17 protein-coding genes, 1 tRNA gene and 1 pseudogene are annotated in these 21,541 nt (G+C 71.7%); 7 read left to right on the top strand and 12 right to left on the bottom strand.

Annotated features, from left to right (window positions below; all coding sequences use genetic code 11):
- Nucleotides 1-42 precede the first annotated feature (42 nt).
- Together FFS25_RS02700 and FFS25_RS02695 are read right to left on the bottom strand one after the other, a co-directional pair.
- Nucleotides 43-405, bottom strand: coding sequence for a sterol carrier family protein (locus FFS25_RS02700; protein ID WP_006213814.1), 363 nt, complete (start codon nt 403-405; stop codon nt 43-45).
- Nucleotides 405-1,451: an asparaginase gene (locus tag FFS25_RS02695; RefSeq protein ID WP_137801826.1), complete on the bottom strand. Its 1,047-nt coding sequence runs from the start codon at nt 1,449-1,451 to the stop codon at nt 405-407. The genes FFS25_RS02700 and FFS25_RS02695 overlap by 1 nt, the downstream gene beginning before the upstream one ends.
- A 64-nt stretch (nt 1,452-1,515) precedes the next feature.
- On the opposite strand from FFS25_RS02695, the gene purD reads away from it, so the two are divergent.
- Complete coding sequence (gene purD / locus FFS25_RS02690) at nt 1,516-3,873, top strand: phosphoribosylamine--glycine ligase (RefSeq protein ID WP_137801825.1); 2,358 nt, start codon at nt 1,516-1,518, stop codon at nt 3,871-3,873.
- Between the two features lie 392 nt (nt 3,874-4,265).
- Here the strand turns inward: purD and FFS25_RS02685 are convergent, their stop codons facing one another.
- From FFS25_RS02685 to FFS25_RS02660, 7 genes and pseudogenes are all read right to left on the bottom strand, one after another.
- Nucleotides 4,266-6,011: an NAD(P)/FAD-dependent oxidoreductase gene (locus tag FFS25_RS02685; protein WP_137801824.1), complete on the bottom strand. Its 1,746-nt coding sequence runs from the start codon at nt 6,009-6,011 to the stop codon at nt 4,266-4,268.
- An 81-nt stretch (nt 6,012-6,092) separates the two neighbouring features.
- Nucleotides 6,093-6,467 carry a UBP-type zinc finger domain-containing protein gene (locus FFS25_RS13985; protein WP_349654406.1) on the bottom strand — a complete coding sequence of 125 codons (375 nt, stop codon included), beginning with the start codon at nt 6,465-6,467 and terminating at the stop codon, nt 6,093-6,095.
- 91 nt (nt 6,468-6,558) lie between these two features.
- A pseudogene (locus FFS25_RS02680) lies at nt 6,559-7,953 on the bottom strand (cation:proton antiporter); the annotation flags it as partial.
- A gap of 199 nt (nt 7,954-8,152) precedes the next feature.
- Nucleotides 8,153-8,229 (bottom strand) — tRNA-Pro (locus tag FFS25_RS02675).
- Nucleotides 8,230-8,317: 88 nt separating this feature from the next.
- Complete coding sequence (locus FFS25_RS02670; protein ID WP_137801823.1) at nt 8,318-9,178, bottom strand: shikimate dehydrogenase; 861 nt, start codon at nt 9,176-9,178, stop codon at nt 8,318-8,320.
- Nucleotides 9,175-9,630: a type II 3-dehydroquinate dehydratase gene (aroQ, locus tag FFS25_RS02665; RefSeq protein ID WP_137801822.1), complete on the bottom strand. Its 456-nt coding sequence runs from the start codon at nt 9,628-9,630 to the stop codon at nt 9,175-9,177. Before aroQ ends, FFS25_RS02670 begins: the two co-directional genes overlap by 4 nt.
- A 76-nt stretch (nt 9,631-9,706) precedes the next feature.
- The gene (locus FFS25_RS02660) at nt 9,707-10,477 is read right to left on the bottom strand and encodes an IclR family transcriptional regulator (RefSeq protein WP_249933740.1); all 771 of its coding nucleotides are present in this window, start codon (nt 10,475-10,477) and stop codon (nt 9,707-9,709) included.
- Nucleotides 10,478-10,648: 171 nt separating this feature from the next.
- Here FFS25_RS02660 and FFS25_RS02655 point away from each other — a divergent pair, with 171 nt between their 5' ends.
- The gene (locus FFS25_RS02655) at nt 10,649-12,076 is read left to right on the top strand and encodes an MFS transporter (protein ID WP_137801820.1); all 1,428 of its coding nucleotides are present in this window, start codon (nt 10,649-10,651) and stop codon (nt 12,074-12,076) included.
- Nucleotides 12,073-14,037: a bifunctional sugar phosphate isomerase/epimerase/4-hydroxyphenylpyruvate dioxygenase family protein gene (locus FFS25_RS02650; protein ID WP_137801819.1), complete on the top strand. Its 1,965-nt coding sequence runs from the start codon at nt 12,073-12,075 to the stop codon at nt 14,035-14,037. Before FFS25_RS02655 ends, FFS25_RS02650 begins: the two co-directional genes overlap by 4 nt.
- Before the next feature lie 104 nt (nt 14,038-14,141).
- On the opposite strand, the gene FFS25_RS02645 is transcribed toward FFS25_RS02650, so the two are convergent.
- Entirely contained in the window at nt 14,142-15,101 is a 960-nt protein-coding gene (locus tag FFS25_RS02645; RefSeq protein WP_249933739.1) for a metallophosphoesterase, read from the bottom strand.
- Nucleotides 15,102-15,105: 4 nt separating this feature from the next.
- On the bottom strand, nt 15,106-17,427 hold the full coding sequence (locus FFS25_RS02640) for a transglycosylase domain-containing protein (RefSeq protein WP_137801818.1): 2,322 nt from the start codon (nt 17,425-17,427) through the stop codon (nt 15,106-15,108).
- A gap of 86 nt (nt 17,428-17,513) precedes the next feature.
- Here FFS25_RS02640 and FFS25_RS02635 point away from each other — a divergent pair, with 86 nt between their 5' ends.
- From FFS25_RS02635 to FFS25_RS02625, 3 genes are read left to right on the top strand one after another with little or no spacing between them, the layout of a single operon-like run.
- Entirely contained in the window at nt 17,514-17,711 is a 198-nt protein-coding gene (locus FFS25_RS02635) for a DUF4177 domain-containing protein (RefSeq protein WP_006213800.1), read from the top strand.
- Nucleotides 17,712-17,713: 2 nt separating this feature from the next.
- The gene (locus FFS25_RS02630; RefSeq protein ID WP_137801817.1) at nt 17,714-18,202 is read left to right on the top strand and encodes a RidA family protein; all 489 of its coding nucleotides are present in this window, start codon (nt 17,714-17,716) and stop codon (nt 18,200-18,202) included.
- Entirely contained in the window at nt 18,186-19,244 is a 1,059-nt protein-coding gene (locus FFS25_RS02625) for an NUDIX hydrolase (RefSeq protein ID WP_137801816.1), read from the top strand. Before FFS25_RS02630 ends, FFS25_RS02625 begins: the two co-directional genes overlap by 17 nt.
- Before the next feature lie 178 nt (nt 19,245-19,422).
- Here the strand turns inward: FFS25_RS02625 and FFS25_RS02620 are convergent, their stop codons facing one another.
- Nucleotides 19,423-20,100 carry a Crp/Fnr family transcriptional regulator gene (locus FFS25_RS02620; protein ID WP_006213795.1) on the bottom strand — a complete coding sequence of 226 codons (678 nt, stop codon included), beginning with the start codon at nt 20,098-20,100 and terminating at the stop codon, nt 19,423-19,425.
- Between the two features lie 191 nt (nt 20,101-20,291).
- On the opposite strand from FFS25_RS02620, the gene FFS25_RS02615 reads away from it, so the two are divergent.
- The gene (locus FFS25_RS02615; protein WP_137801815.1) at nt 20,292-21,488 is read left to right on the top strand and encodes a MarP family serine protease; all 1,197 of its coding nucleotides are present in this window, start codon (nt 20,292-20,294) and stop codon (nt 21,486-21,488) included.
- Nucleotides 21,489-21,541 lie beyond the last annotated feature (53 nt).

The raw sequence follows: 21,541 nt of genomic DNA, 5'->3' as shown, positions 1-21,541 counted from the left end.
CGAGCGATCCCGCCGGAGGCCTCTCGCTGGGAGGCGTGCGTCTCAGGCCCCGAGCAGCGGCAGGACGCCCGAGAGATCGGTGCGGGTCCCGGAGGCCGCCACTCGGCGATCGGCCACGGCATCGGCCCAGCTCAGGCGCCCGGTGGCTAGCTCGAGCCACGTCCGGGCGTCGGTCTCGACCACGTTCGGCGGGGTGCCGCGGGTGTGGCGCGGGCCCTCGATGCACTGGGTCACGCCCAGGGGCGGAACGCGCACCTCCACCGAGTTGCCCGGCGCGCGCTCGGCGAGCTCCTCGAGGGTGAAGCGCACGGCCGTGGCGATCGTGCTGCGCGGGGGCTCGTCGTCGCGTCGCCAGGCGGCCACGGCCAGGGTGCCGTCGGCGGGATCGATTCGTCGCCGGGCCATCAGCCGCGCCTCCGGTCTCCGGCCGGCTCGACCGGCTCCTGCCCGTGCTCGCGCAGGACGTCGACGACGGCGGGGGCCAGCTCGAATCCGCCCACGACCGCCTCGGCGCCCGTGATGGACGGGGTGGCGTCCTCGATCACGGGCCGGGCCCGCTCGGGGTCGAGCGCCCCGACGGCGATCAGCAGGTTCAGGCCCACGAGCGCGTTGATGCGCCCGGAGCCGTCGAGGGTCTTGACGGCCACCGAGTAGCCGTCGGTGGTGCCCAGCCCCAGCACGCCCTCGGCGCCGAGCTTGGCGATGACGTCGAGCTGCTCCATGATCACGGTGTTCGACCGGCCGGGGCCCTCGACGAACTCGGGGTAGTCGAGCATGGCGGTGGCGACTGTGGCCATGCGGGCCTCTGCGCGGATGTTGCGCGCGGCGGCGCCCAGGGAGGCGTACGCCCTGCCGAGTCCGCTCAGCGAGATCGCGGCCAGGGGAGCCCCGCAGCCGTCGACCCCCACGAGGGAGGGCTGCTCGCCGGTGACCTCGGCGATCACGCGCAGCACCTCCTGCTGCAGCGGGTGCTGCGGATCCAGATAGGTCTGCGGATCCCAGTCGTTGACCGCGCATGCCGCCAGGAAGGCCGCGTGCTTGCCCGAGCAGTTGTAGAACAGGCGCGAGTCCTGCTCCTCCGGGCGGTGGCGCCCCACGGCCGGGCACTGCAGGGCCGTCTCCGCCACGCCGGCCTCCTCGAGGATGGAGCGCACGGCGGCAACCTGGTCGTCGTCGGCGCGGTGGGAGCCGGAGGCGATCGCGATCTGGCCCAGGCTGAGAATCGCCCCGGAGTTCATGGCGGCGATCGTCTGGAACGGCTTGAGAGTGGAGCGGGGGAAGATCGGCGTGTCGACATCGCCCAGGCTGATCAGCCGGGAGCCGTCCGGGCCGGTCACCACTGCGGAGCCGATGTGGCGGGTCTCCACGAAGCCGCTGCGCCGCAGGCGGGCGATCTCCACGGCGGAGGAGGCGGCGAAGGTCTCGTCGGGACTCGGATTCTGCATCGTCATGGCCCCAGTATCGGGCATGGGCGGGCCCGCGCACCCGGCCCCGGGTGGGCACTAGGCTGGCCCCGTGAAGATTCTGGTCATCGGCTCAGGCGGTCGAGAGCACGCCATCGTCCGCACCATCCTGCGAGATCCGGCCGTGAGGGAGGTGCACGCAGCCCCCGGCAACGCCGGGATCTCCCGGGAGGTGCCGGTCCATCCGGTCGACCCCCAGGATCCGGCTTCGGTCCTCGCCCTGACGCGGACGATCGGCGCGGACCTGGTAGTCGTCGGCCCTGAGGCCCCGCTCGTGGCGGGAGTGGCCGACGCCCTGCGCGCCGAGGGCATCGACGTGTTCGGGCCGTCGGCCGAGGCCGCACGGCTCGAGGGCTCCAAGGCCTTCGCCAAGGAGGTCATGGACAAGGCCGGGGTGCCCACGGCCCAGGCCCGGACCTGCACGACCGAGCAGCAGGTCCAGGACGCCCTCGACGCGTTCGGCGCTCCGCACGTGGTCAAGGACGACGGCCTGGCCGCGGGCAAGGGCGTCGTGGTGACGGAGGACCGCCAGGCGGCCGCGGCCCACGCGCTGGCCTGCCTCGAGGCGGGCTCGACCGTGGTGATCGAGCAGTTCCTGGACGGCCCCGAGGTCTCGCTGTTCGTGATCTGCGACGGCACCGAGGCCGTGGCCCTGACGCCCGCCCAGGACTTCAAGCGCATCTTCGACGGCGACGAGGGCCCCAACACCGGAGGCATGGGCGCCTACACGCCGCTGCCGTGGCTTCCGGCAGGCTTCGCCGACGAGGTCGTGGCGACCGTGGCCCGTCCGGTGCTCGAGGAGATGGCCCGCCGCGGAACCCCGTTCAACGGCGTGCTGTTCTGCGGCCTGGCCGTGACCTCCGAGGGCCTGAAGGTCATCGAGTTCAACGTGCGCTTCGGCGACCCCGAGACCCAATCCGTGCTGGCGCGGCTCGTCTCGCCGCTGGGCCAGCTGCTGAAGGCTGCGGCCCAGGGGCGGCTGGCCCAGGAACAGGCCTCGCCCGACGACGGCCCCCTGCCGCTGCGCTGGAGCCCGCGCAGCTCCGTCAATGTGGTCGTGGCCTCGGCCGGCTACCCGGGCACCGTGCGCACCGGCGATCCGATCACCGGCATCGAGGACGCGGAGGCGCTCGAGGGCGTCGAGGTCATCCATGCGGGCACGGCGCACGGCACCGGCGCCCAGGACGGGGCCGTGCTCAGCTCGGGAGGCCGCGTGCTCTCGGTCGTGGCCCTGGGCGATGACCTGGCTCAGGCCCGGGCCCGTGCCTATCAGGGCGTGGAGCTGATCCGGCTGGAGGGCTCGCAGCACCGCACCGACATCGCCGAGGGCGCCCTGCGAGCGCAGGCGCGCGCGCAGGCCGAGGACGAGGCTGCGGCACCGGCCCCTGCAGTTCCGACGGCAGCTGCCGCCGCCCAGGGCGAGCGTCGACCGGAGCATCCCGAGTTCCCCGGCCACCCCGCCCCGCCCGAGCTGCCGGGCTGGAGGCACATCTACTCCGGCAAGGTCCGCGAGCTCTACGTCCCCGAGGACGAGCACATGGCGGCCACGGGCGCGTCCGTCGGCGATGACGCCGAGTACCGGGCGGGCAGCGTGCTGGTGCTGGCCACCGACCGCATCTCGGCCTTCGACCAGGTCCTGCCCACCGAGATCCCGGACAAGGGAGTCGTGCTGACCCAGCTGTCGCTGTGGTGGTTCGAGCAGCTCAGCGAGGTCCCCAACCACCTGTGGAGCACCGATGTCCCGGAGGAGGTCCGCGGACGGGCGGTGATCTGCAAGAACCTCTCGATGTTCCCGGTCGAGTGCATCGTGCGCGGTTATCTGACCGGCTCCGGGCTCAAGGACTACCGCCGCGACGGCGAGATCTGCGGCGTGGCCCTTCCCGAGGGGCTGGAGGACGGCTCGCGGCTCGAGGAGCCCATCTTCACGCCCACGGGCAAGGCGGAGGTCGGCGAGCACGACCTCCCCATCACCTTCGAGGAGATGTCCGAGGGCATGGGCACGGCCGTCTCGGAGCGGCTGCGCGAGCTGAGCCTGCAGATCTACGCCCGCGCCGAGGCGATCGCGCGCGAGCGGGGGATCATCCTGGCCGACACCAAGCTCGAGTTCGGCCTGGACTCCTACCGCGGGGCCATCACTCTGGGGGATGAGGTCCTGACACCGGACTCCTCCCGGTTCTGGGATGCCGAGACCTGGCAGCCGGGGCGCTCGCAGCCGTCGTTCGACAAGCAGTACGTGCGCGACTGGCTGCACAGCGAGGCCTCCGGCTGGAACGGCGAGGGGCTGGCGCCCGCGCTGCCGGCCGATGTCGTGGAGCCCACGCGGGCCCGCTACATCGAGGCGTTCGAGCGGCTCACGGGGCGCAGCTTCAGCCCCCAGGGGCCCTTCCTGGAGGTCGACGCCGTCGACTGATCGGGTCCCCTCCGGCGGCTCGGATCCCGGGGTCCGCCAGAAAATCCCGAGAACCTGGACCAAAGTCCATAGTGCGAAGGCATGGACTCGTCGGATACTAGTGGTGAGCGAAAGCCGTGACGACCAGACGCGGCTGACGACTCGGTGAGGAACTCCTCGCCGCGCTCCCGGGAAGTTCCACCTTCCGGATCCAGGGCGCAGCGCGGAGTCCGTGTCGGTGTCGCTCCTGAAGGACTTGTCGAGGACCGGTGCTCTCCCCACCGCCTCGACTCCGGACAGCCGCGCGAGGACTGGATCCCCTCGCAGGACGGCGCGGAGCAGGTCCCTGAGGTGGAACGACGAGCGGCCCCTTCTGCCCATGGAGGGGCCGCTCAACGTTTCCCTGGGTCTTCTCAGCGCCGCTCGGGCGGGGCCGAGAGGTGCTCGTGGATCAGCGACACCGCCGCAGCTCCCTCGCCGGTGGCCGAGGCGACGCGCTTCATGGATCCCGCACGCACGTCGCCGGCGCACAGCACGCCCGGCACCGCGGTGGACAGCTGCGCAGGCGGGACGTCCTGCAGCCAGTGGTCGGCCGGGACGTCCCTGCCGGTGAGCACGAAGCCCCGCTCGTCCCGGCACACGGCCGCGGGAAGCCAGTCGCAGTGCGGGGCCGCCCCCAGCAGGAGGACGAGCCCGCCGACCTCCTGGTGCCGGCGCTGCCCGGTGGCGATCTCCTCGAGCTCGACCCAGGACAGCTCTCCCTCCTCGGCGCCGCCGTCGACCACTCGGGTCCCGCCCTGGACCTCGATCCGGGGGTTCGCCTCGATCTCGGTGATCAGATACTGCGACATGGTCTCTCCGAGCCCGGGCCTGCGCACGACGATCGTGACGGAGCGGGCGAATCGTGCCAGGTGCACTGCGGCCTGCCCGGCGCTGTTCCCTCCGCCGACCACCACGACGTCCTGGCCCTCCATCTCCGGGGCCGAGGCCATCGCGGCGCCGTAGTGGACGCCGTGGCCGACCAGCTGCTCGAGGGAGTCGACGCCGAGCCGGCGGTAGCTGACCCCGCTGGCGATCAGGACGGTGCGTGCGCGCAGGGCCTCGGATTCGGTGTGCACGGTGTGCAGGTCTCCGTCGATCCCGGGCTCCAGGCGCTCGACCGGCCAGCCGGTGCGGATCACTGCGCCGAAGCGCAGCGCCTGGGTGCGCGCCCGCGACGTCAGGCGCATGCCCGAGATGCCGCGCGGGAAGCCCAGGTAGTTGCGGATCATCGAGCTCGTGCCGGCCTGGCCGCCGACGGCGTCGGATTCGAGCACGAGCGTGCTCAGTCCCTCGCTGGCCGCATAGACGGCCGCTGCGAGCCCGGCGGGTCCCGCGCCCACGATGATGACATCGAGCTCATCGGGCAGCTGCTCGACCGTGAGGGCGTGATTCGCCGAGAGCCTCCGGGCGAGGTGGCGGGCCGAAGGGCAGTGCTCGGCTGGCAGGCCCGAGGCGCTGATCATGGGCCAGCGGATCTCCTCCTCCGTCTCGGCCAGGATCCGCCGTCCGGTCTCGGAATCCGGGGAGTGCATCCCGTGCGGAGTGCCCATCCGATACAGGTGGTCCTGCAGCTGCCGGGCGATCGGGTGCCCCGGCGGGGCCACGATCGAGAAGGTCTCCACCTGCGGCCTGCCGGTCGTGGCGACCCAGTCGTTGAGCAGGTCGACGATCGCCGAGTGGAACTCCTCGTCGCGCTGCCCGCGCGGCAGCAGCAGGTGGGCATCGACGACGCCCATGGCCACCTTGTGCCGCAGCAGCTGCACGTGGGGCATGAAGCTGGACCAGGCGGTGACCGCGATCCGCCGCGCCGTGGGCACGGCCGTGCGCACGGACTTCAGCGACGCGAAGGTCTGCGACCAGTCCTGGTCCTCGGTCTCGGGGGAGGTGTCCAGGACAAGAAGCGCCACGGGCGAGCCCTGGGCCTCGAGCTCCTCCAGGTCCGCGCTCAGCGCAGGCTGGGAGTCCACCGCGCGGACGTCGTACTCGTGGGCGTAGCGGCGGAACTGCCGGGCCAGCACCTCGCCGTGAAGGGCCGAGACGAGCAGGATCGCCGGCTGCGGCTCGACGGGCCGGTCCGGCTCGGAGGTCGTGGGCTGGGACGGGGGCGGGGTGGACATGGCGGCTCCAGTGCTCGGGCAGGACGGGGTTCCAGGACGACGGAGGAGGCTCCGACGAGCGCCGGATGCGTCGGGATCGGTTCAGGCGGTGGTGCTGTGCACGTAGCACCAGCGCCAGGTCTCGCCGGGCTCGGCCGACTGCATCACGGGGTGGCCGGTGGCGCGGAAGTGCGCGTTCGCGTGCTGGCCGACCGAGGAGTCGCAGCAGCCGATCTCGCCGCAGGTCAGGCAGCGGCGCAGGGCCACCGGATGGGTGCCCTGCTCCAGACAGGCGCGGCACACGGCGTCGTCGTCGGCATGCGGGCTCACCGAGGGCTGGGCGGCGAGCTCGTCGCAGGTGCCGCCCTGGCCGTCGCCGGTGGCCACGATCTCCTCGCGCGCCTCGGCGCCGGAGTCCAGCATGGACTCCTCGAGATCGAGCATGCCCAGGACCTCGCGGACCACGTGGGAGGGCACCTGGCCTCCCCACCCCCCCCCCCCCGGTCTCCAGCACGCGCTGGCGCTCGGCGGCGATCATGCTCAGCCGCAGCCGGGTGTAGGCCTCCGACGGGGACTCCTCCCCGGTGCGGGTGGACAGCCGCTCCCAGGCCGCGAAGGTGCGCTGGTCCAGGCGGGCGCGGATGGACTCGGCCACACCGTGGTCCTCGTGGTGGTCGCACCGATCGAGCTCGTGCAGACCTGCCTCGCTCGCCTGCTGCAGCAGGGTGGCCCGGGCCAGCGCGTCCACGGCGGGGTTGTTGGGCCTGACCCCCAGCGCGCGGGTCAGCCAGGGCAGGGACAGGCCCTGCAGGTAGAGGGTTCCCAGCACCACCACGAGCGCGCATAGCACCAGCAGGTCGTGGTGGGGGACATCGGCCGGGATGATGAACACGGCGGCGATCGTGACGACGCCGCGCATCCCCGCCCAGCCCGTGATGATCGCGTGCGACCACGGCTCCCGCTCCTGCGGGGCCTGGCACAGGCCGCGTAGCCACTGGGTCAGCAGCACCCAGGCCATGCGCGTCAGGATCACCGCGGCGAGCACGCCTGCGCATGCGAGCACCACGCGCGACCAGGGGACGGTGCCGTCCAGGCCCGTGATGATGGAGACCACCTGCATGCCGATCAGCAGGAAGACCGCGTGCTCCAGCAGGAACGCCACGGTGGACCAGGTGACGCGCTCGGTGATCCGGGATCCGGAGGTCTGGACCACGGGCGCCTTGTGCCCGATGAGCAGGCCGGCGACGACCACCGAGATCACTCCGGAGGCGTGGATCTCCTCGGCCGCCAGGTAGGCCAGGAACGGGACGACGAACGAGAGCCCCGTGTCGATCAGGGGGTCGTGGATGCGCCGGCGCAGCAGGTTCACGACGACGGCCACGGCCAGCCCGAGCAGGATGCCCCCGCCGGCGGCGATGAGGAAGTCCAGGGAGATCGAGCCGACGGCGACGGCACCCGTGATGGCGGCGATCGCCGTGCGCAGGCTGACCAGGGCGGTGGCGTCGTTGAGCAGGGACTCGCCCTCGAGCACCGTGACGATCTGGAGGGGCAGCCCGATGCGGCGAGCCACGGCGCTGGCGGAGACGGCGTCCGGAGGGGCCACTGCCGCACCCAGGGCGAGCGCGACCGGCCAGGGGATGTCCGGCACGAGGGCGTGCAGCGTCCATCCGACGGTGAACGTGGTGACGACCACGGCCGTCACGGACAGCAGGATCACCGAGGTCAGGTTCGCCTTGATGTCGATGATCGAGGTCTGCAGCGCGGAGGAGTACAGCAGGGGCGGGAGCAGCCCCACGAGCACGAGCTCCGGGCCGAGCTCGATCACCGGGACGAAGGGCAGGAACGAGCCGATCACGCCCAGGACGATGAGGACCATGGGTGCGGGGAGCCGCAGCCGCTCGCTCAGGGAAGTGCCGGCGAGGACCGTGACGACGATGCCGACGAGCAGCAGAGCGGTGTGCATGGCGACATGCTAGTCAGCCGGGGGCGTCGGCGGCCCCGGTCGAGCGATCGGCGGAGCGGGCCTAGAACTCGATGATGTTCATGACGGCAGCCGCTCCGACGAGGATGAAGCTCAGACCCGCGAGTCCGACACCGGAATGACGAACGGCCGGATCCGCGCTGCGGCGGATCCGGCCGTTGCGATGTCCTGAGACATCACATGGTCGGGATGACAGGATTTGAACCTGCGACCTCCTCGTCCCGAACGAGGCGCGCTACCAAGCTGCGCCACATCCCGATTGCGCCGACTCGCGTCGCGCGCAACCCGACCAGTGTAAGGGCATCCGCGGGGGGAAGGGAAATCCGCTCCCTGCGGCCCGCGCGGCTCAGGAGCTGGCCAGCAGGAAGGCCTCGCGCATCCGCTGGACGTCGGGCTCCAGCCCGGTGAAGTGCCGGAAGGCGTCGACGGCCTGGAAGACCGCCATGCGGCCGCCGTCGAGGGTGCGGCAGCCGCGCTGGGCGGCCTCCTCGAGCAGCTGCGTGCGCAGCGGCATGTAGACGATCTCCGCGACCCACTGCCGCGGGCTGAGCAGGCCGGTATCGAAGGAAGTCCCGGGGTGGGCGGGCATGCCCATGGGGGTCGCGTTGACGACGCCGTCGCATGCCTGCAGCGCGGGCTCGAGCTGATCCTGGGGCAGCGCCTCTGCCGCCTGGCGGCCGGCCCCGCGGTTGAGCGAAGCCACGAGCTCCTGGGCCCGCACGGGGTCCAGGTCGCTGACCAGAAGGCGCTGCACGCCCATCCCGACCAGGGCCGAGGCCACCGAGGTGCCCGCCCCGCCGGTGCCGATCTGCACGACCGTCCCGGTCTCGGCATCCGGGAGACCCTCCAGGAACCCGCTGCGGAACCCGGAGACGTCGGTGTTGTGCCCGACGAGCGTCCCGTCCTCCCGGATCACGACGGTGTTGGCCGCGCCCAGGCGGCGCACGTCGTCGTCGATCTCGTCGAGCAGCTCGACGACGGCGCGCTTGTGCGGGTGCGTGATGTTCAGCCCGTCGAAGCCCAGGTCCCTGGCCGCGTGCAGGATCTCCGCGAGCGGCCGGCCCTTCAGCCCCGAGCGCAGGGTGTCCAGGCGCCGATAGATGGTGGGGCGGCCCTGTGCCAGGCCCTCGGCCTCGTGCATGGGGGGAGTGCGGGACAGGGCGATGTCGTCGCCGATCAGCCCCAGCAGCAGCGTGCGCTCGCTCATGCGTCTGCGCCCCGTCCGTAGCGGGTCATCAGCAGGTCCACGGCGTAGAGATAGCCCTGCGCCCCGGCGCCGGCGATCACGGCGTCCGCGATCGGCGAGAGGAAGGACACGTGGCGGAAGTCCTCGCGGGCGTGCGGGTTGGACAGGTGGACCTCGACCGTGGGCAGCTCGGAGGCCTTGACGGCGTCGTGGAGGCTGACCGAGGTGTGGGTCAGCCCGGCGGCGTTGAGAACGCAGCCCACACGGCTCCCGCGGGCCTGCTGGAGGGCGTCGATCAGCTCGCCCTCGAGGTTGGACTGGCGGAAGTCGACCTCGGCGCCCAGCTCTTGGGCGCGCTGAGCGACCAGGGCCTCGATATCAGCCAGGGTCTGGCTGCCGTAGATCTCGGGCTCGCGCGTGCCGAGCATGTTCAGGTTGGGGCCGTTGAGGACCAGGATGCGCGGACGGGTCATGGTGCGTCTCCTCTCGGGGCCGCCGCGGCGGCCGGGATCTGGGATCGGGGATGGGAGCGTAGAAGGGCGGGCGAGCTCAGCGGGGCCGCGGCGGCAGCACGGCTGCGAGCTGATCGGCGGCCTCGCGCAGCAGGGGCACCTGGTCCTGAAGCTCCTCCCGGGTGCTGCGGAAGATGGGGGCGGCCAGGCACAGGGCGGCGATCAGCCCCCCGGCGGGGTCCAGGACCGGCACGGCGACGGCGGCCATGCCGTCGTCGTGCTCCTCCGACTGCGAAGCGAAGCCCTGCCGCTGCGTCTGCGCCACGAGCTCCCGCAGCCGATCGCGCTCGGTCAGGGTGCTCTCGGTCCGAGCCGGCAGGGGGATCGACTCGAGCAGGCGTTCGCGCTCGGCGGCGGGAGTGTAGGCGAGCAGGACCCGGCCGATCGCCGAGGAGTGCAGAGTGCCCTGATCGCCCGGGTCCGTGGTGACCCGGAAATCCGGGCCGTCGATCTTGGCGGTGGTGAGGAAGCACTGCCCGTGCAGCACGGCGAGCAGGCAGCTCTCCCCGGTGGTCTCGACCAGTCCCTGCAGCACGGGTGCCGCCGAGGCGTCGAAGCCGCGGGCGTGAGCGACCTTCTGCCCGAGCTGGAACACGGGCAGCCCCAGGCGGTAGCGCTTGTCCTGGGGGGAGTGCTCCGCGAAGCCCGTGTCCACCAGGGTGCGCAGCAGACGGTAGGCGGTGGAGAAGTGGTGCCCCGAGGCCTCGGCGAGCTCGCGGGCGGTCGCGCCGTCCGGATGCTCGCCGAGCAGGCTCAGCATGTCCAGGGCCTTGCCCACCGTGCCGGTGCTCTGGGTGCTCACGCGCATCTCCCTCTGGGTTCTGCTTGACAGGCGCTGTTGTGTGGATCACAGTGAATCTATCACTATTCGGAAGTCATTTCCAATATATGGAAATCAACCGCGCGGGGCATCTGTCCCGCAGGACCCGGCGCGCGTCGATCAGCTCGCCGCCCATGCCCGCCATCGTGAGGAACTGCCATGACCACTGCCTCGGCTGCTGAGCAGCCCGCCGCCTCGCCCTCCGGCAAGACTCCGCGCAAGGCCGCGCTGTCCAGCTGGGTGGGCTCCGCCCTGGAGTACTACGACTTCGCCGTCTACGGCACCGCCGCCGCACTCGTGCTCAACCACCTGTTCTTCCCCGCGGACACCAGCCCGGGGGCTGCGATCCTGTTCTCCATGGCCACCGTGGGCGTCGCCTACGTGGTCCGTCCGCTGGGCGCCCTGATCATGGGCCCGCTGGGGGATCGCATGGGTCGTCAGTTCGTGCTGATGCTCACCCTGTTCCTGATGGGCGGGGCCACCTTCGCCGTCGGCCTGCTGCCGACCTATGAGCAGGCCGGCCTGCTGGCCCCGATCCTGCTGACCCTGTGCCGCGTCATCCAGGGCCTCTCCGCCGCCGGCGAGCAGGCCAGCGCGATCTCGGTCTCGCTCGAGCACGCCGATGACGACCACCGCGCCTTCACCTCCAGCTGGACGCTGCAGGGCACCCAGGCCGGCACGCTGCTGGCCACCGCCGTGTTCATCCCCTTCACGCTGATCCTCACCGAGGAGCAGCTGATGAGCTGGGGCTGGCGCGTCCCGTTCTTCGTCTCGGCCCTGGTCGTCGTGACCGCCTGGGTCATCCGCCGCACCCTGGAGGAGCCGCCCAAGTTCCACGAGGTCTCCGAGCAGCTCGAGAGCGGCCCCACCAAGGCGCCGAACCCGCTGGGCATCCTGTTCCGCTACCACAAGGCGGCCGTGGCTCGTGTGGCCCTGGCTGCCATGGTCAACACCGTCAACATGGTCTTCACGGTCTGGTCGGTCTCCTTCGCGACCTCCGTGGTGGGACTGAACCGCTCCACGATGCTGCTGGTGCCCGTGGTGGTCAACGCCGTCGCGCTGCTGGCGATCCCGTTGGCGGCCCTGCTCGCGGACCGGATCGGGCGCAAGCCGGTGTTCATCGCCGGGGCGATCGGCGCGGCGGCATGCATGTACGGCTACCTCGGTGCCGTCCACAGCGGCAGCTGGCCGCTGATCTTCCTGCTCGGCATCCTGATGTCCGGCTGCTTCTACTCGCTGGCCAACGGCGTGTGGCCGTCGTTCTACGCCGAGATGTTCCCCACCGCGGTGCGCGTCTCCGGCCTGTCCCTGGGCACCCAGATCGGCTTCGCGGTCTCGGGCGGCGTGGCTCCGGCGCTGTCGGCCTACCTGGCCGGTGAGACCGGCGACAACTGGATGGGCGTGGCCATGTTCGTGACCCTCATGTGCCTCATCTCGGCAGGTGCCGCGCTGACCGCCACCGAGACGGGCCACCGCACGCTCGACAGCCTGGACGACCTGCACACCACCCGCACCGAGGCCATCGATCTCAAGACCATCGAGGCCGCGCAGGAGCGCAAGGCGCAGAAGGAGGCAGCCGGCCGATGAGGACGTCGATCGCCACCGTGTGCCTGTCCGGAACGCTCGCCGAGAAGATGCGCGCCGCCGCGGATGCGGGCTTCGACGGGATCGAGATCTTCGAGCAGGATCTCGTCGTCTCCCCGCACACGCCGGCCCAGATCAGGAGGCGCGCCGCCGAGCTGGGGCTGAGCCTCGATCTCTACCAGCCCTTCCGGGATCTGGACGGGGTCGAGGAGGACGTCTTCCGGGACGGTCTGCAGCGCCTGGAGGCCAAGCTGGGCGTGGCCCAGGAGCTGGGCATCGACACCATGCTGCTGTGCACCAATGTGGGCACGGCCACGGTCGACGACGACGACGTGTGCGCCGAGCAGCTCAGGAGGGCCGGCGATCTGGCTGCGGAGTACGGCATCAGGCTGGCCTACGAGGCCCTGGCGTGGGGCCGGTTCGTCAACGACTTCGAGCATGCTGCTCGGATCGTGCGGATGGCCGATCACCGGAACGTGGGCACCTGCCTGGACAGCTTCCACATCCTCTCCCGCGGCTGGGATCCGGCGCCGATCGAGGACCTGGATGCGCAGACCGTGCTGTTCGTCCAGCTCGCGGACGCTCCGCTGCTGAGCATGGACGTGCTGTCCTGGTCGCGGCACCATCGGGTGTTCCCGGGGCAGGGCGGCTTCGACCTGGTCGATTTCATGGTGCACCTGCACCGCTGCGGCTACGACGGCCCGGTGTCCCTGGAGATCTTCAACGACTCCTTCCGCCAGGCCGACGTGGCGCGCACCGCCGTGGACGGGCTGCGGTCGCTGCGCTGGCTCGAGGACCGCACCTTGGCCCGCCTCGTCGAGCTGGGGGAGGCCGATCCCGGCGACGTCCTCGTCCAGGGCCGGGAGGAGGCCATCGGCACCGCCGACGGCGCGGGCCGCGGTGACGAGTCGGGCCCGACTGGTGCGGGCCCCCTGGAGCTGCGCGCACTTCCCCCGGCGGTCCAGCCAGAGGACTGGGGTTTCGTGGAGCTGCGCACGGGCAGGCTGGGGGAGACCTCTCGCGTGCTGCATCAGCTCGGCTTCGCGCTGGGCGGCCATCACCGCAGCAAGGAGGGCGTGCAGCTGTGGACCCAGGGCGAGGCCCGCGTGGTCGTCGCCGACCTGGGCCCCACCGGACAGGGCGCGGGACTGGCGGGGCTGGCCTTCGAGGTCCCGGACATCGAGGCCGCAGACGCCCGTGCTCACCTCCTGGGGGCGCGCAGGGTCGAGCGCAGCCGGCGATCGGATGAGCAGGACCTGCGCGGCGTGTTCGCCCCCGACGGCACGGAGATCTTCTTCTGCCCGCAGGAGGAGGGGCAGGTGCCGAGCTGGGCGCTCGAGTTCGGGCTGGAGGCCTCGCAGGGTCCGGCGCAGCAGGGACCGGGCATCACGAAGATCGACCACGTGAACACCGCCCAGCCCTGGCAGCACCGCGACGAGGCCGTGCTGTTCTTCACCGCGCTGCTCGGCCTGCAGGCCCAGGATCCCCAGGACGTCCCGGGGCCGGCGGGTCTCGTGCGCAGCCAGGTCATGCGCTCGAGCGACGACGCGATCCGGATGCCGCTGAACGTGGCTCCGGAGGACGCCGAGCAGTCCGCCTCCATGGGCGCCGTGTATCCCGAGCACGTGGCCTTCGCCTGCCGGGACATCGAGGGCGTGGCCCGCAGGGCCGCGCAGCGAGGGCTGGACAGGCTCCCCGTGCCGGCGAACTACTACGCCGACCTGCAGGCGCGCTTCGGGCTGGACGACGACCGCGTGGCCGAGCTGCGCGAGCTCGGGCTGCTCTACGACCGCGACGACAGCGGGGAGCTGCTGCACTTCTACACCGGGACCCTCGGCGGGGTCTTCTTCGAGGTGCTCGAGCGCCTCGGGGGCTACCGCGGCTACGGAGCGGCGGATGCTCCCGTGCGCCTGGCCGCCCAGTACCGGCGCCTGCGCGATGCAGCACGCGGCATCCCGCGCTGAGGCACGGCACCTTTCGAGGCGGCCACCCCGAGACGACGGCCCCGGGCCGCGATTCCCGAAGGATCGCGACCCGGGGCCGTCGGGCGTTGCGGGACGACGTTCGCTCAGGCGCGCGCCGTCAGGGTCATGAGGACGGCCTCGGGGCGGCAGAACAGCCTCACCGGAGCGAAGCGAGATTCGCCGAGTCCGGCCGAGATCCCCACGGGCACGCCCTTCTGCTCCGTCATGCCCTTGCAGCGCTCGGGCTCGATATCGCAGTTGGAGACCAGTGCCCGGCCGCCGGGCAGGCAGACCTGCCCGCCGTGGGTGTGCCCGGCCAGGATCAGGTCCGCGCCGTCGTCGGCGAAGCGCTCGAGGGTGCGGATGTAGGGGGCGTGGGCCAGGCCCAGGCGCAGCACGGGCTCCTCGGCCGGAACCGCGTCTGCGGTCCGAGCCGATCCGGAGGCATGTGCGGCGCCGGCCGGCAGGCTGAAGCCCGGGTGGCGGTCGAAGTGCAGGTGGGGGTCGTCGACGCCCGAGACGTCGAGCAGCTGCCCGCCGATGCGCACCGTGCGGGAGCGGTTGACCATCCCGAGCCAGCCGGCGTCCTCGAAGGCCCTGTGCATCTGCTGCCAGGGCAGCAGCTGCAGCTGGGTGCGGTCGTCGTCCTGCGAGGTGCGCTTCCAGAGGTAGCGCGCGGGATTCTTGAAGGCCGGGGCGAAGTAGCAGTTGGAGCCCGGGACGAAGAGGCCGGGCAGGTGCAGCAGGGGCTCGAGGATCTCGAGCAGGTACGGCAGCGCCTGCATGTGCGAGAGGTTGTCGCCGGTGTCGATCACGAGATCCGGCTCGAGCTCGGCCAGACCGTGCACGAAGCGCTTCTTGGCCTCCTGGCCCGGAACCGTGTGCAGGTCCGAGATGTGCAGCAGGCGCAGATCCCGCGAGCCGGGTGCCAGCACTGGCAGGGTCTCGTGGCGGACGCGGAAGCGGCGGCGCTCGCCGAGCACGGCCCATGCGCCGACGGCCAGGCCGGAGGCCGCGACAGCGGCACCGGTCCGGCCGAAGGTCCTCACCCAGGAAGCGCTCAAGGGATCACGCAGCCGGGGCGGTGGTGGCGGTGCCGCCGCCTGCGGTCCCGCTGGCAGTCCCTCCGCTGTCGCCCGTCGCCGTGCCGCCGCTGCTCGAGCCGGAGTCGCTGCTCGAGTCGGAGTCGCTGCTCGAGTCGGAGTCGCTGTTCGAGTCGGAGCCGCTGCCTCTGGTCAGGTCCGACGGGGCCGAGGGGAACTCCTCCGTGCTGTAGTTGGGCGCGATCTCCTCCATGTACTTCTGCCACTGCTCACCGGCGTAGGAGGCGCCGTCGACCCAGTCGTCGGGATCCGAGGTCTCGGAGGCGGGTGTCTCGCCGCCGATCGAGACGTCGTTGAGGGAACGGCTGCCCTCGGCGTAGCTGCCGACCCACGAGGCCGTGGACAGGCCCTGCGTATAGCCCAGCAGCCACGTCTGCGTGGAGTTGTCCGTGGTGCCGGTCTTGGCCGCCGAGGCGTCCGGCAGCCCGATGCCGAGCTCGTAGCCGGACCCGCGCACGAGGACCTGCTCGAGCACGTGGTTCACCGTCCGCGCCTCGTCCTCGCTGATCTGGCGCTGACAGGTGCTCTCCGGGACCGCGTATTCCGTGCCGTCGGCACCGGTGACGCTGTTCAGCGCCCGGGGCTCGCAGCGCACGCCGTCGTTGGCGAAGGTCGCGTAGGTGGTGGCCATGGTCAGCGGGGAGACGTTGTCCGCGGAGCCGCCCAGCAGCGCCGACAGCTTCGTGGTGTCGATCGGCAGCCCGGTCTGGCCGTTGTGCAGGCCCATGCCGGCGGTGAGCTCTCCGATGCGGCACAGATCCAGCTCATCGGCCATGGCATAGAGCGCCGTATTGATCGAGTTGTAGAGCCCGAACTCCACGGACATCTTCCGCTCGTAGCCCTCGGTGGCGTTCTGGAACGAGAAGCCCTCTCCGTCATTGCCGGGCTCGAAGATCGACCCGCCCTCCACGCAGGAGGCCTCCCAGGCGTGGTCCGCCGGATAGCTGGTGCGGGAGGCGTCGATCTGCTCGCCCACCGACTTGCCGGCATCGATCCAGGCCAGCAGCACCATGGGCTTGAAGGTCGAGCCCACCTGGTAGCCGCCGGTGCCGGCGTCCAGGGTGTCCGTGTTGAAGTTGTAGACCGTGTTCTGGTGGTCCTCCTCCTCCGCTGAGGAGTAGTTCGAGTTCTGCGCCATGGCCACGATGTTCCCGGAGTCCGGCTCGACCGACACGATCGAGGAGCCCACGGAGTCCGGGTTGTCGTCGGCCGGCTGCGTGGCCTCGACCTGCTCCTGGGCCACGGACTGGGCCTCCGGGTCCAGGGTGGTCACGATCTTGAGCCCGCCGCGCTGGAGGTTGTTCAGGCGGTCGTCCGGGGTCTCGCCGAACTCGGGCGAGGTGAGGATCTCGTTCTCCACGTACGTGCAGAAGTAGGGGGCGTCCTCGGCGGCGGTGCAGCCCTGGTTCTCCGGGTGCAGGTCAAGGTCCAGCGGGGCCGCCGTGGCGTTGTCGTACTGCTCCTGGGTAATCTTTCCCTCGTCGAGCATGGTCCACAGCACCGTGTTGCGGCGGTCGATGGACTGCTCCGGGTTGGTCTCGGGGTTGTAGTACTCCGGGGACTGCACGAGCCCCGCCAGGGTGGCCGACTGCTGGAGGTTCAGCTCCGAGGCGCTGATGCCCCAGTAGTAGTTGGCAGCGGTCTCCACGCCGTAGTTGCGCGGGCCGAAGAGCACCATGTTCAGGTAGCCCTCGAGGATCTCCTCCTTGGGCACCTCGTTCTCCATGGAGACCGCGAGCTTCATCTCCTGGATCTTGTCCGCATAGCCCTTGTTGGCGCCCAGCGTGGAGGCTTCGTCGCCGGCGCGGACGTCGCGGTCGATGATGAGGTTGTTGACGTACTGCTGGGTCAGAGTGGAGGCGCCCTGACGGCCCTCGGAGTTGGTCAGGTTGTTCGCGACCGCGCGGAAGATGCCCGTGACCGAGACGCCGCCGTGCGTGTAGAAGTCGCGGTCCTCGACCGAGACGATCGCATCCTGCATGTACGGGGAGATGTCGTCGAGCTCGACCGGTGTGCGGTTCTCCGCGTAGAACGTGGCCAGCTCGGTCTCGCCGTCACGCGCGTACGCGGTCGAGGAGCGGGAGATGGGGCCGTCGGAGAGGTCCTCGGGGAGGTCCTTCATCCACGCGACCGAGCCGTTGGCGGCGAGGCCCGCCGCAGCGGCCGAGGGCAGGACGAGGGCCGCGACGACGCCTCCGGCCAGGATGCTGGCGAGGAGGAACGCGATGACGCGACCGACTGCAGAAGTCCCCTGCGGGGCACCGGGGGAGCTCGGAGATGAAGCCATTCGGTCATGGTACAAGCGAAGCCTGGCAGCGGCGGGCGGCGCGCGATGAGGCCTGCGCCACGGGCCCAGGCACTAGGATCGGGGTCATGACCACCTGGGAATACATGACCGCGCCCATCATGATCCACGCGACCAAGCAGATCCTCGACAATTTCGGCTCGGAGGGCTGGGAGCTGGTGGCGATCCTGCCCGGCCAGCAGCAGGCCTCCACGCCGGACGCTGCCGTGAACGCTCCGCAGCAGACCAACCCGATCGCCTACTTCAAGCGCCCCAAGGAGGCCTGATCATGTCCGCAGCGGCATCCGCAGGACGCGTCGAGGCCCGCATGGCCGAACTCGGCCTGGCCCTGCCCGAGGTCCCCGCCCCGGCCGGCACCTACGTCCCGGCCCTGATCGACGGCACCCACGTCTGGACCTCCGGGCAGCTGCCGTTCGTCGACGGCGCCCTGCCGAGCACCGGCAAGGTCGGGCTCGGCGAGGGCCTGGTCGCCCCGGAGCTGGCCCAGCAGCTGGCCGCCGCCTGCGTGCTCAACGCGCTTGCGGCGATCAAGGGACAGATCGGCGACCTCGATCGCATCACCCGCGTGGTGAAGCTCGTGGGCTTCGTGTCCTCCGACCCGTCCTTCACCGAGCAGCCCGGCGTGATCAACGGAGCCTCGGATCTGCTGGGCGAGCTGCTCGGCCAGGCCGGAGTGCACGCCCGCTCGGCCGTCGGCGTGGCGGTCCTGCCCAAGGACTCCCCGGTCGAGCTCGAGCTCGTTGTCGAATTCGCCTGAGCCCCTCGAGGCTCCCACCGGGCCGTCCGGCCGCGCTCCTCAGGAGGAGCCGGCCGGGCGGCCCTCGTCGTACCCGCCGAAGCTCGAGCAGCGGCGTCCGGACTCGATCGCCCCGGTGCGCCGCTTCCCGCTGCTGCCGGAGTACCGGGCGGCGGCCGAGCTCTGGCTGGATCCAGAGCAGGACACTGCTCCGGTCACGCCGCTGGACGCGGCCTGCACCGTGCTGCTGCGCGACAGCCCCCAGGGCGTGCAGACCTACCTCTGCGCCCACGAGCTGCGCTCGCCGTTCGGATCGGTGGCCTTTCCCGGCGGCAGGGTGACCGGCGCCGACGACGACCCCGTGCCCTGGTCCGGGCCCACGAGCAAGCAGTGGGCCGGCCTGCTGCAGGAGGACGTCGGCGATGCCCGCCGCGCCGTGATGGCCGCCGCACGCACCCTGTTCGTGAGCACCGGTGTGCTGCTGGCGGGTCGACGCAGCGATTCCACGATCACCATGACCGGCGGGCACGACTGGATGTCCGTGCGGGAGGACGTCGCTGCCGGGGAGTCCAGCATGGCCGAGCTGCTCCACGAGCGCCGGCTGGTGCTGCGCACCGAGCTGCTGCGGCCCATGGCCCGGTGGGTGACCGCCGAGTTCGTGCACCGCCGCTTCGACCTGCGCTGCTTCCTGGTGATCCTGCCGGAGCGGCAGGAGCCCTCGCCGCTGCGCTCCCGCGATCGTCCCGGCGCCTGGGTCTCCCCGGAGCAGATCCTGCGGGCCCGGGAGACCGACACCGGGTTCGCGGAGGCCGCGCGCTCCGGCGATCCGGGGCTCACGGCCCGGGAGGCGCTGGCGGGGGCCGAGCCGCATGCCGACCTGCACCGGCTGCTGACCCCGTTCACCCTGCTGCTGCTCGAGGACCTGGCCGGAGCCGGCTGCGCGATCGCCGCCGCTGCCCACCGGCCCCACCTGGCTCCCCGCATGGCCCGGCTCGACCGCGACGACGACGGCAGGCTGTGCTTCGCCGTCGACCGCCGCAGCGGAGGGCGCCGCCGCCGCTGACCCGCGGAAGCCGCCTGCTCGCTGCGCTCAGCTGCGCCTCAGCGCCGCGATCACGGATCCCACGGCGGGCCCTTCCGCGCAGACGAATGGAGGCCGCGACCCGATGGGTCGCGGCCTCCTCTTCATCGCTCCTGCCGGTCTGCTCGCCGAAGCGGTCCGGGGCAGAGCCGGCGGCGCGTCAGCGGGAGCGCTGCTGCAGGCGCGGCGTGTCCAGGATGACGACGGCGCGGGCCTCCAGGCGGATCCAGCCGCGCTGGACGAACTCGGCCAGGGCCTTGTTCACGGTTTCGCGCGAGGCGCCGACCAGCTGGGCCAGCTCCTCCTGGGTCAGCTCGTGGGCCACGAGCACGCCGTCGGGGGTCTGGCGGCCGAAGCGCTCGGCGAGGTCCAGCAGGGCCTTGGCCACTCGGCCGGGGACGTCGGAGAAGACCAGGTCGGCCAGGTTCTCGTTCGTGCGGCGCAGGCGACGGGCCAGGGCCTGCAGCAGCTGCTGCGAGACCGCGGGGTTGCGCTCGAGGACCTTCATGAGGTTCTCGTGGTTGAGCCCGGCCAGCTGGGTCTCGGAGACCGCGGTGGCGGCGGTCGAGCGGGGGGAGGGGTCGAACAGGGCCATCTCGCCGAAGACCTCGCCGGGGCCCATGACCGCGACCAGGTTCTCGCGGCCGTCGCTGGCCGTGCGGCCCAGCTTCACCTTGCCGGAGATGATGAAGTACAGGCGATCGCCCTGATCGCCCTCGTGGAACAGGGTGGCCCCGCGCGGGAGATCGACCTCGGTGATCTCGTCGGTGAGCGCGGCGAAGGCCTCGTCGTCAAGAGACGCGAAGAGGGGGGCCCGGCGCAGGACCTCGGTATCCATGGTGCTCCTCGAAAGGTGGTAGCTGATCTCGGTGCCGACTTGCTGTGACGCATTCGACACTCCTGTCCCCACTGTAATGCGAGATACTCCGATTCCCAACGGACCGGACATGATCAGACCGCCTCAGCGCGTCGAGGCGCCGGGGCGAGCGGCCCCGTCGACGGGTCGGCACGAGCGCGGAGGAGGCGGCGATGACCTGGAGCCTGATGGACCTGATCATCGTGCTTCTCCTCGTGCTGGGGATGCTCCACGGCCTGGTGCGCGGGATCGGGCGCACACTCGGCGGCATCGCCGGGCTGCTGCTCGGAGGTGCCCTGGCCCTGTGGCTGATCCCCCTGATCCCGCTGGAGACCGGCGGGTCCTCGGTGCGGCTGCTGGTGCTGGGCGGGCTGGTCGTGCTCGGGATGCTCGGAGGGCACGCCCTCGGCGAGGCCCTGCTCGGGCGGATCGCCGGGATGCCGTCCCAGAGGGACTCGCGGGCCGCGGCGGTGCTCGACGCCCTCGGCGGCGCGCTGCTCAGCACGGCGGCGGCAGCGCTCGTCGTGCTCGCGGCGGTCTCCACCCTGGCCAGCGGGCCGGCCCCGGCCCTGGGCGCCCACGCCGAGCGCTCGCCCATGATGCGCGCGATCGACGGCTCCGTGCCCCGGAGCCTCACGAGTCTGCTCGAGCAGACCCAGCACAGAGTGGCCGGAAGCGCCGCCGCGCGTGAGCTCGACACGCTGCTCTTCGCCCCGGCCTCCCCGCCGGAGGGAGAGGTCGAGGACCCGGAGATCCTCGCGGCGGCCGATTCGGTCGTCCAGGTGGTCGGCTTCGCCCCGCAGTGCTCGACGCGCCAGAGCGGCTCGGGCTTCGCTGCCGCAGAGGGCCAGGTGGTCACCAACGCCCACGTGGTGGCGGGCACCGACACCGTGTTCGTCCACGACGCCCAGGGGCGGCGGCACGAGGCCCGGGTGGTCCTCTTCCGTCCCGAGGAGGATCTGGCCGTGCTGGACGTCGCGAGCCTCGCGGTCCCGGCGCTGCCGATCGGCGGCGCCCCGGCGCAGGGCACCCTGGGGGCCTTCATCGGCCACCCCGGCGGCGGGCCGCTGACGATCGGCCCGGCCGAGGTCCAGGGCACGGCGCTGACCTCCATGAGCTCGATCGACGACGGGGTCTCCGCCGCACCCGTCGAGGTCCTGCAGTTCGCCGGCGACGTCCAGCAGGGCAATTCGGGCGGGCCCCTGGTGGATGAGGACGGGGCGGTGATCGGCGTGGTGTTCGCCCGCTCGTCGTCCGGACCCGCCGGCTTCGCGGTGAGCACCGAGCAGCTCGACGCCGCGCTGTCCGCGGCGGACGGGGCCGAGCAGGCCGTCTCCACGCAGGACTGCGAGCCCGCCGCGGCCGGCTGAGATCGCCCGTCGCGCCGTGGATGCGGAAGGAGGGGCCGGGAGGAGCCGCACGG

The organism is Kocuria sp. 2SI, from assembly GCF_005502825.1.
GTDB lineage: Bacteria > Actinomycetota > Actinomycetes > Actinomycetales > Micrococcaceae > Kocuria > Kocuria palustris.
The sequence above is the reverse complement of the archived record's forward strand: the minus strand, read 5'-3'. Positions and strand labels throughout refer to the sequence as shown.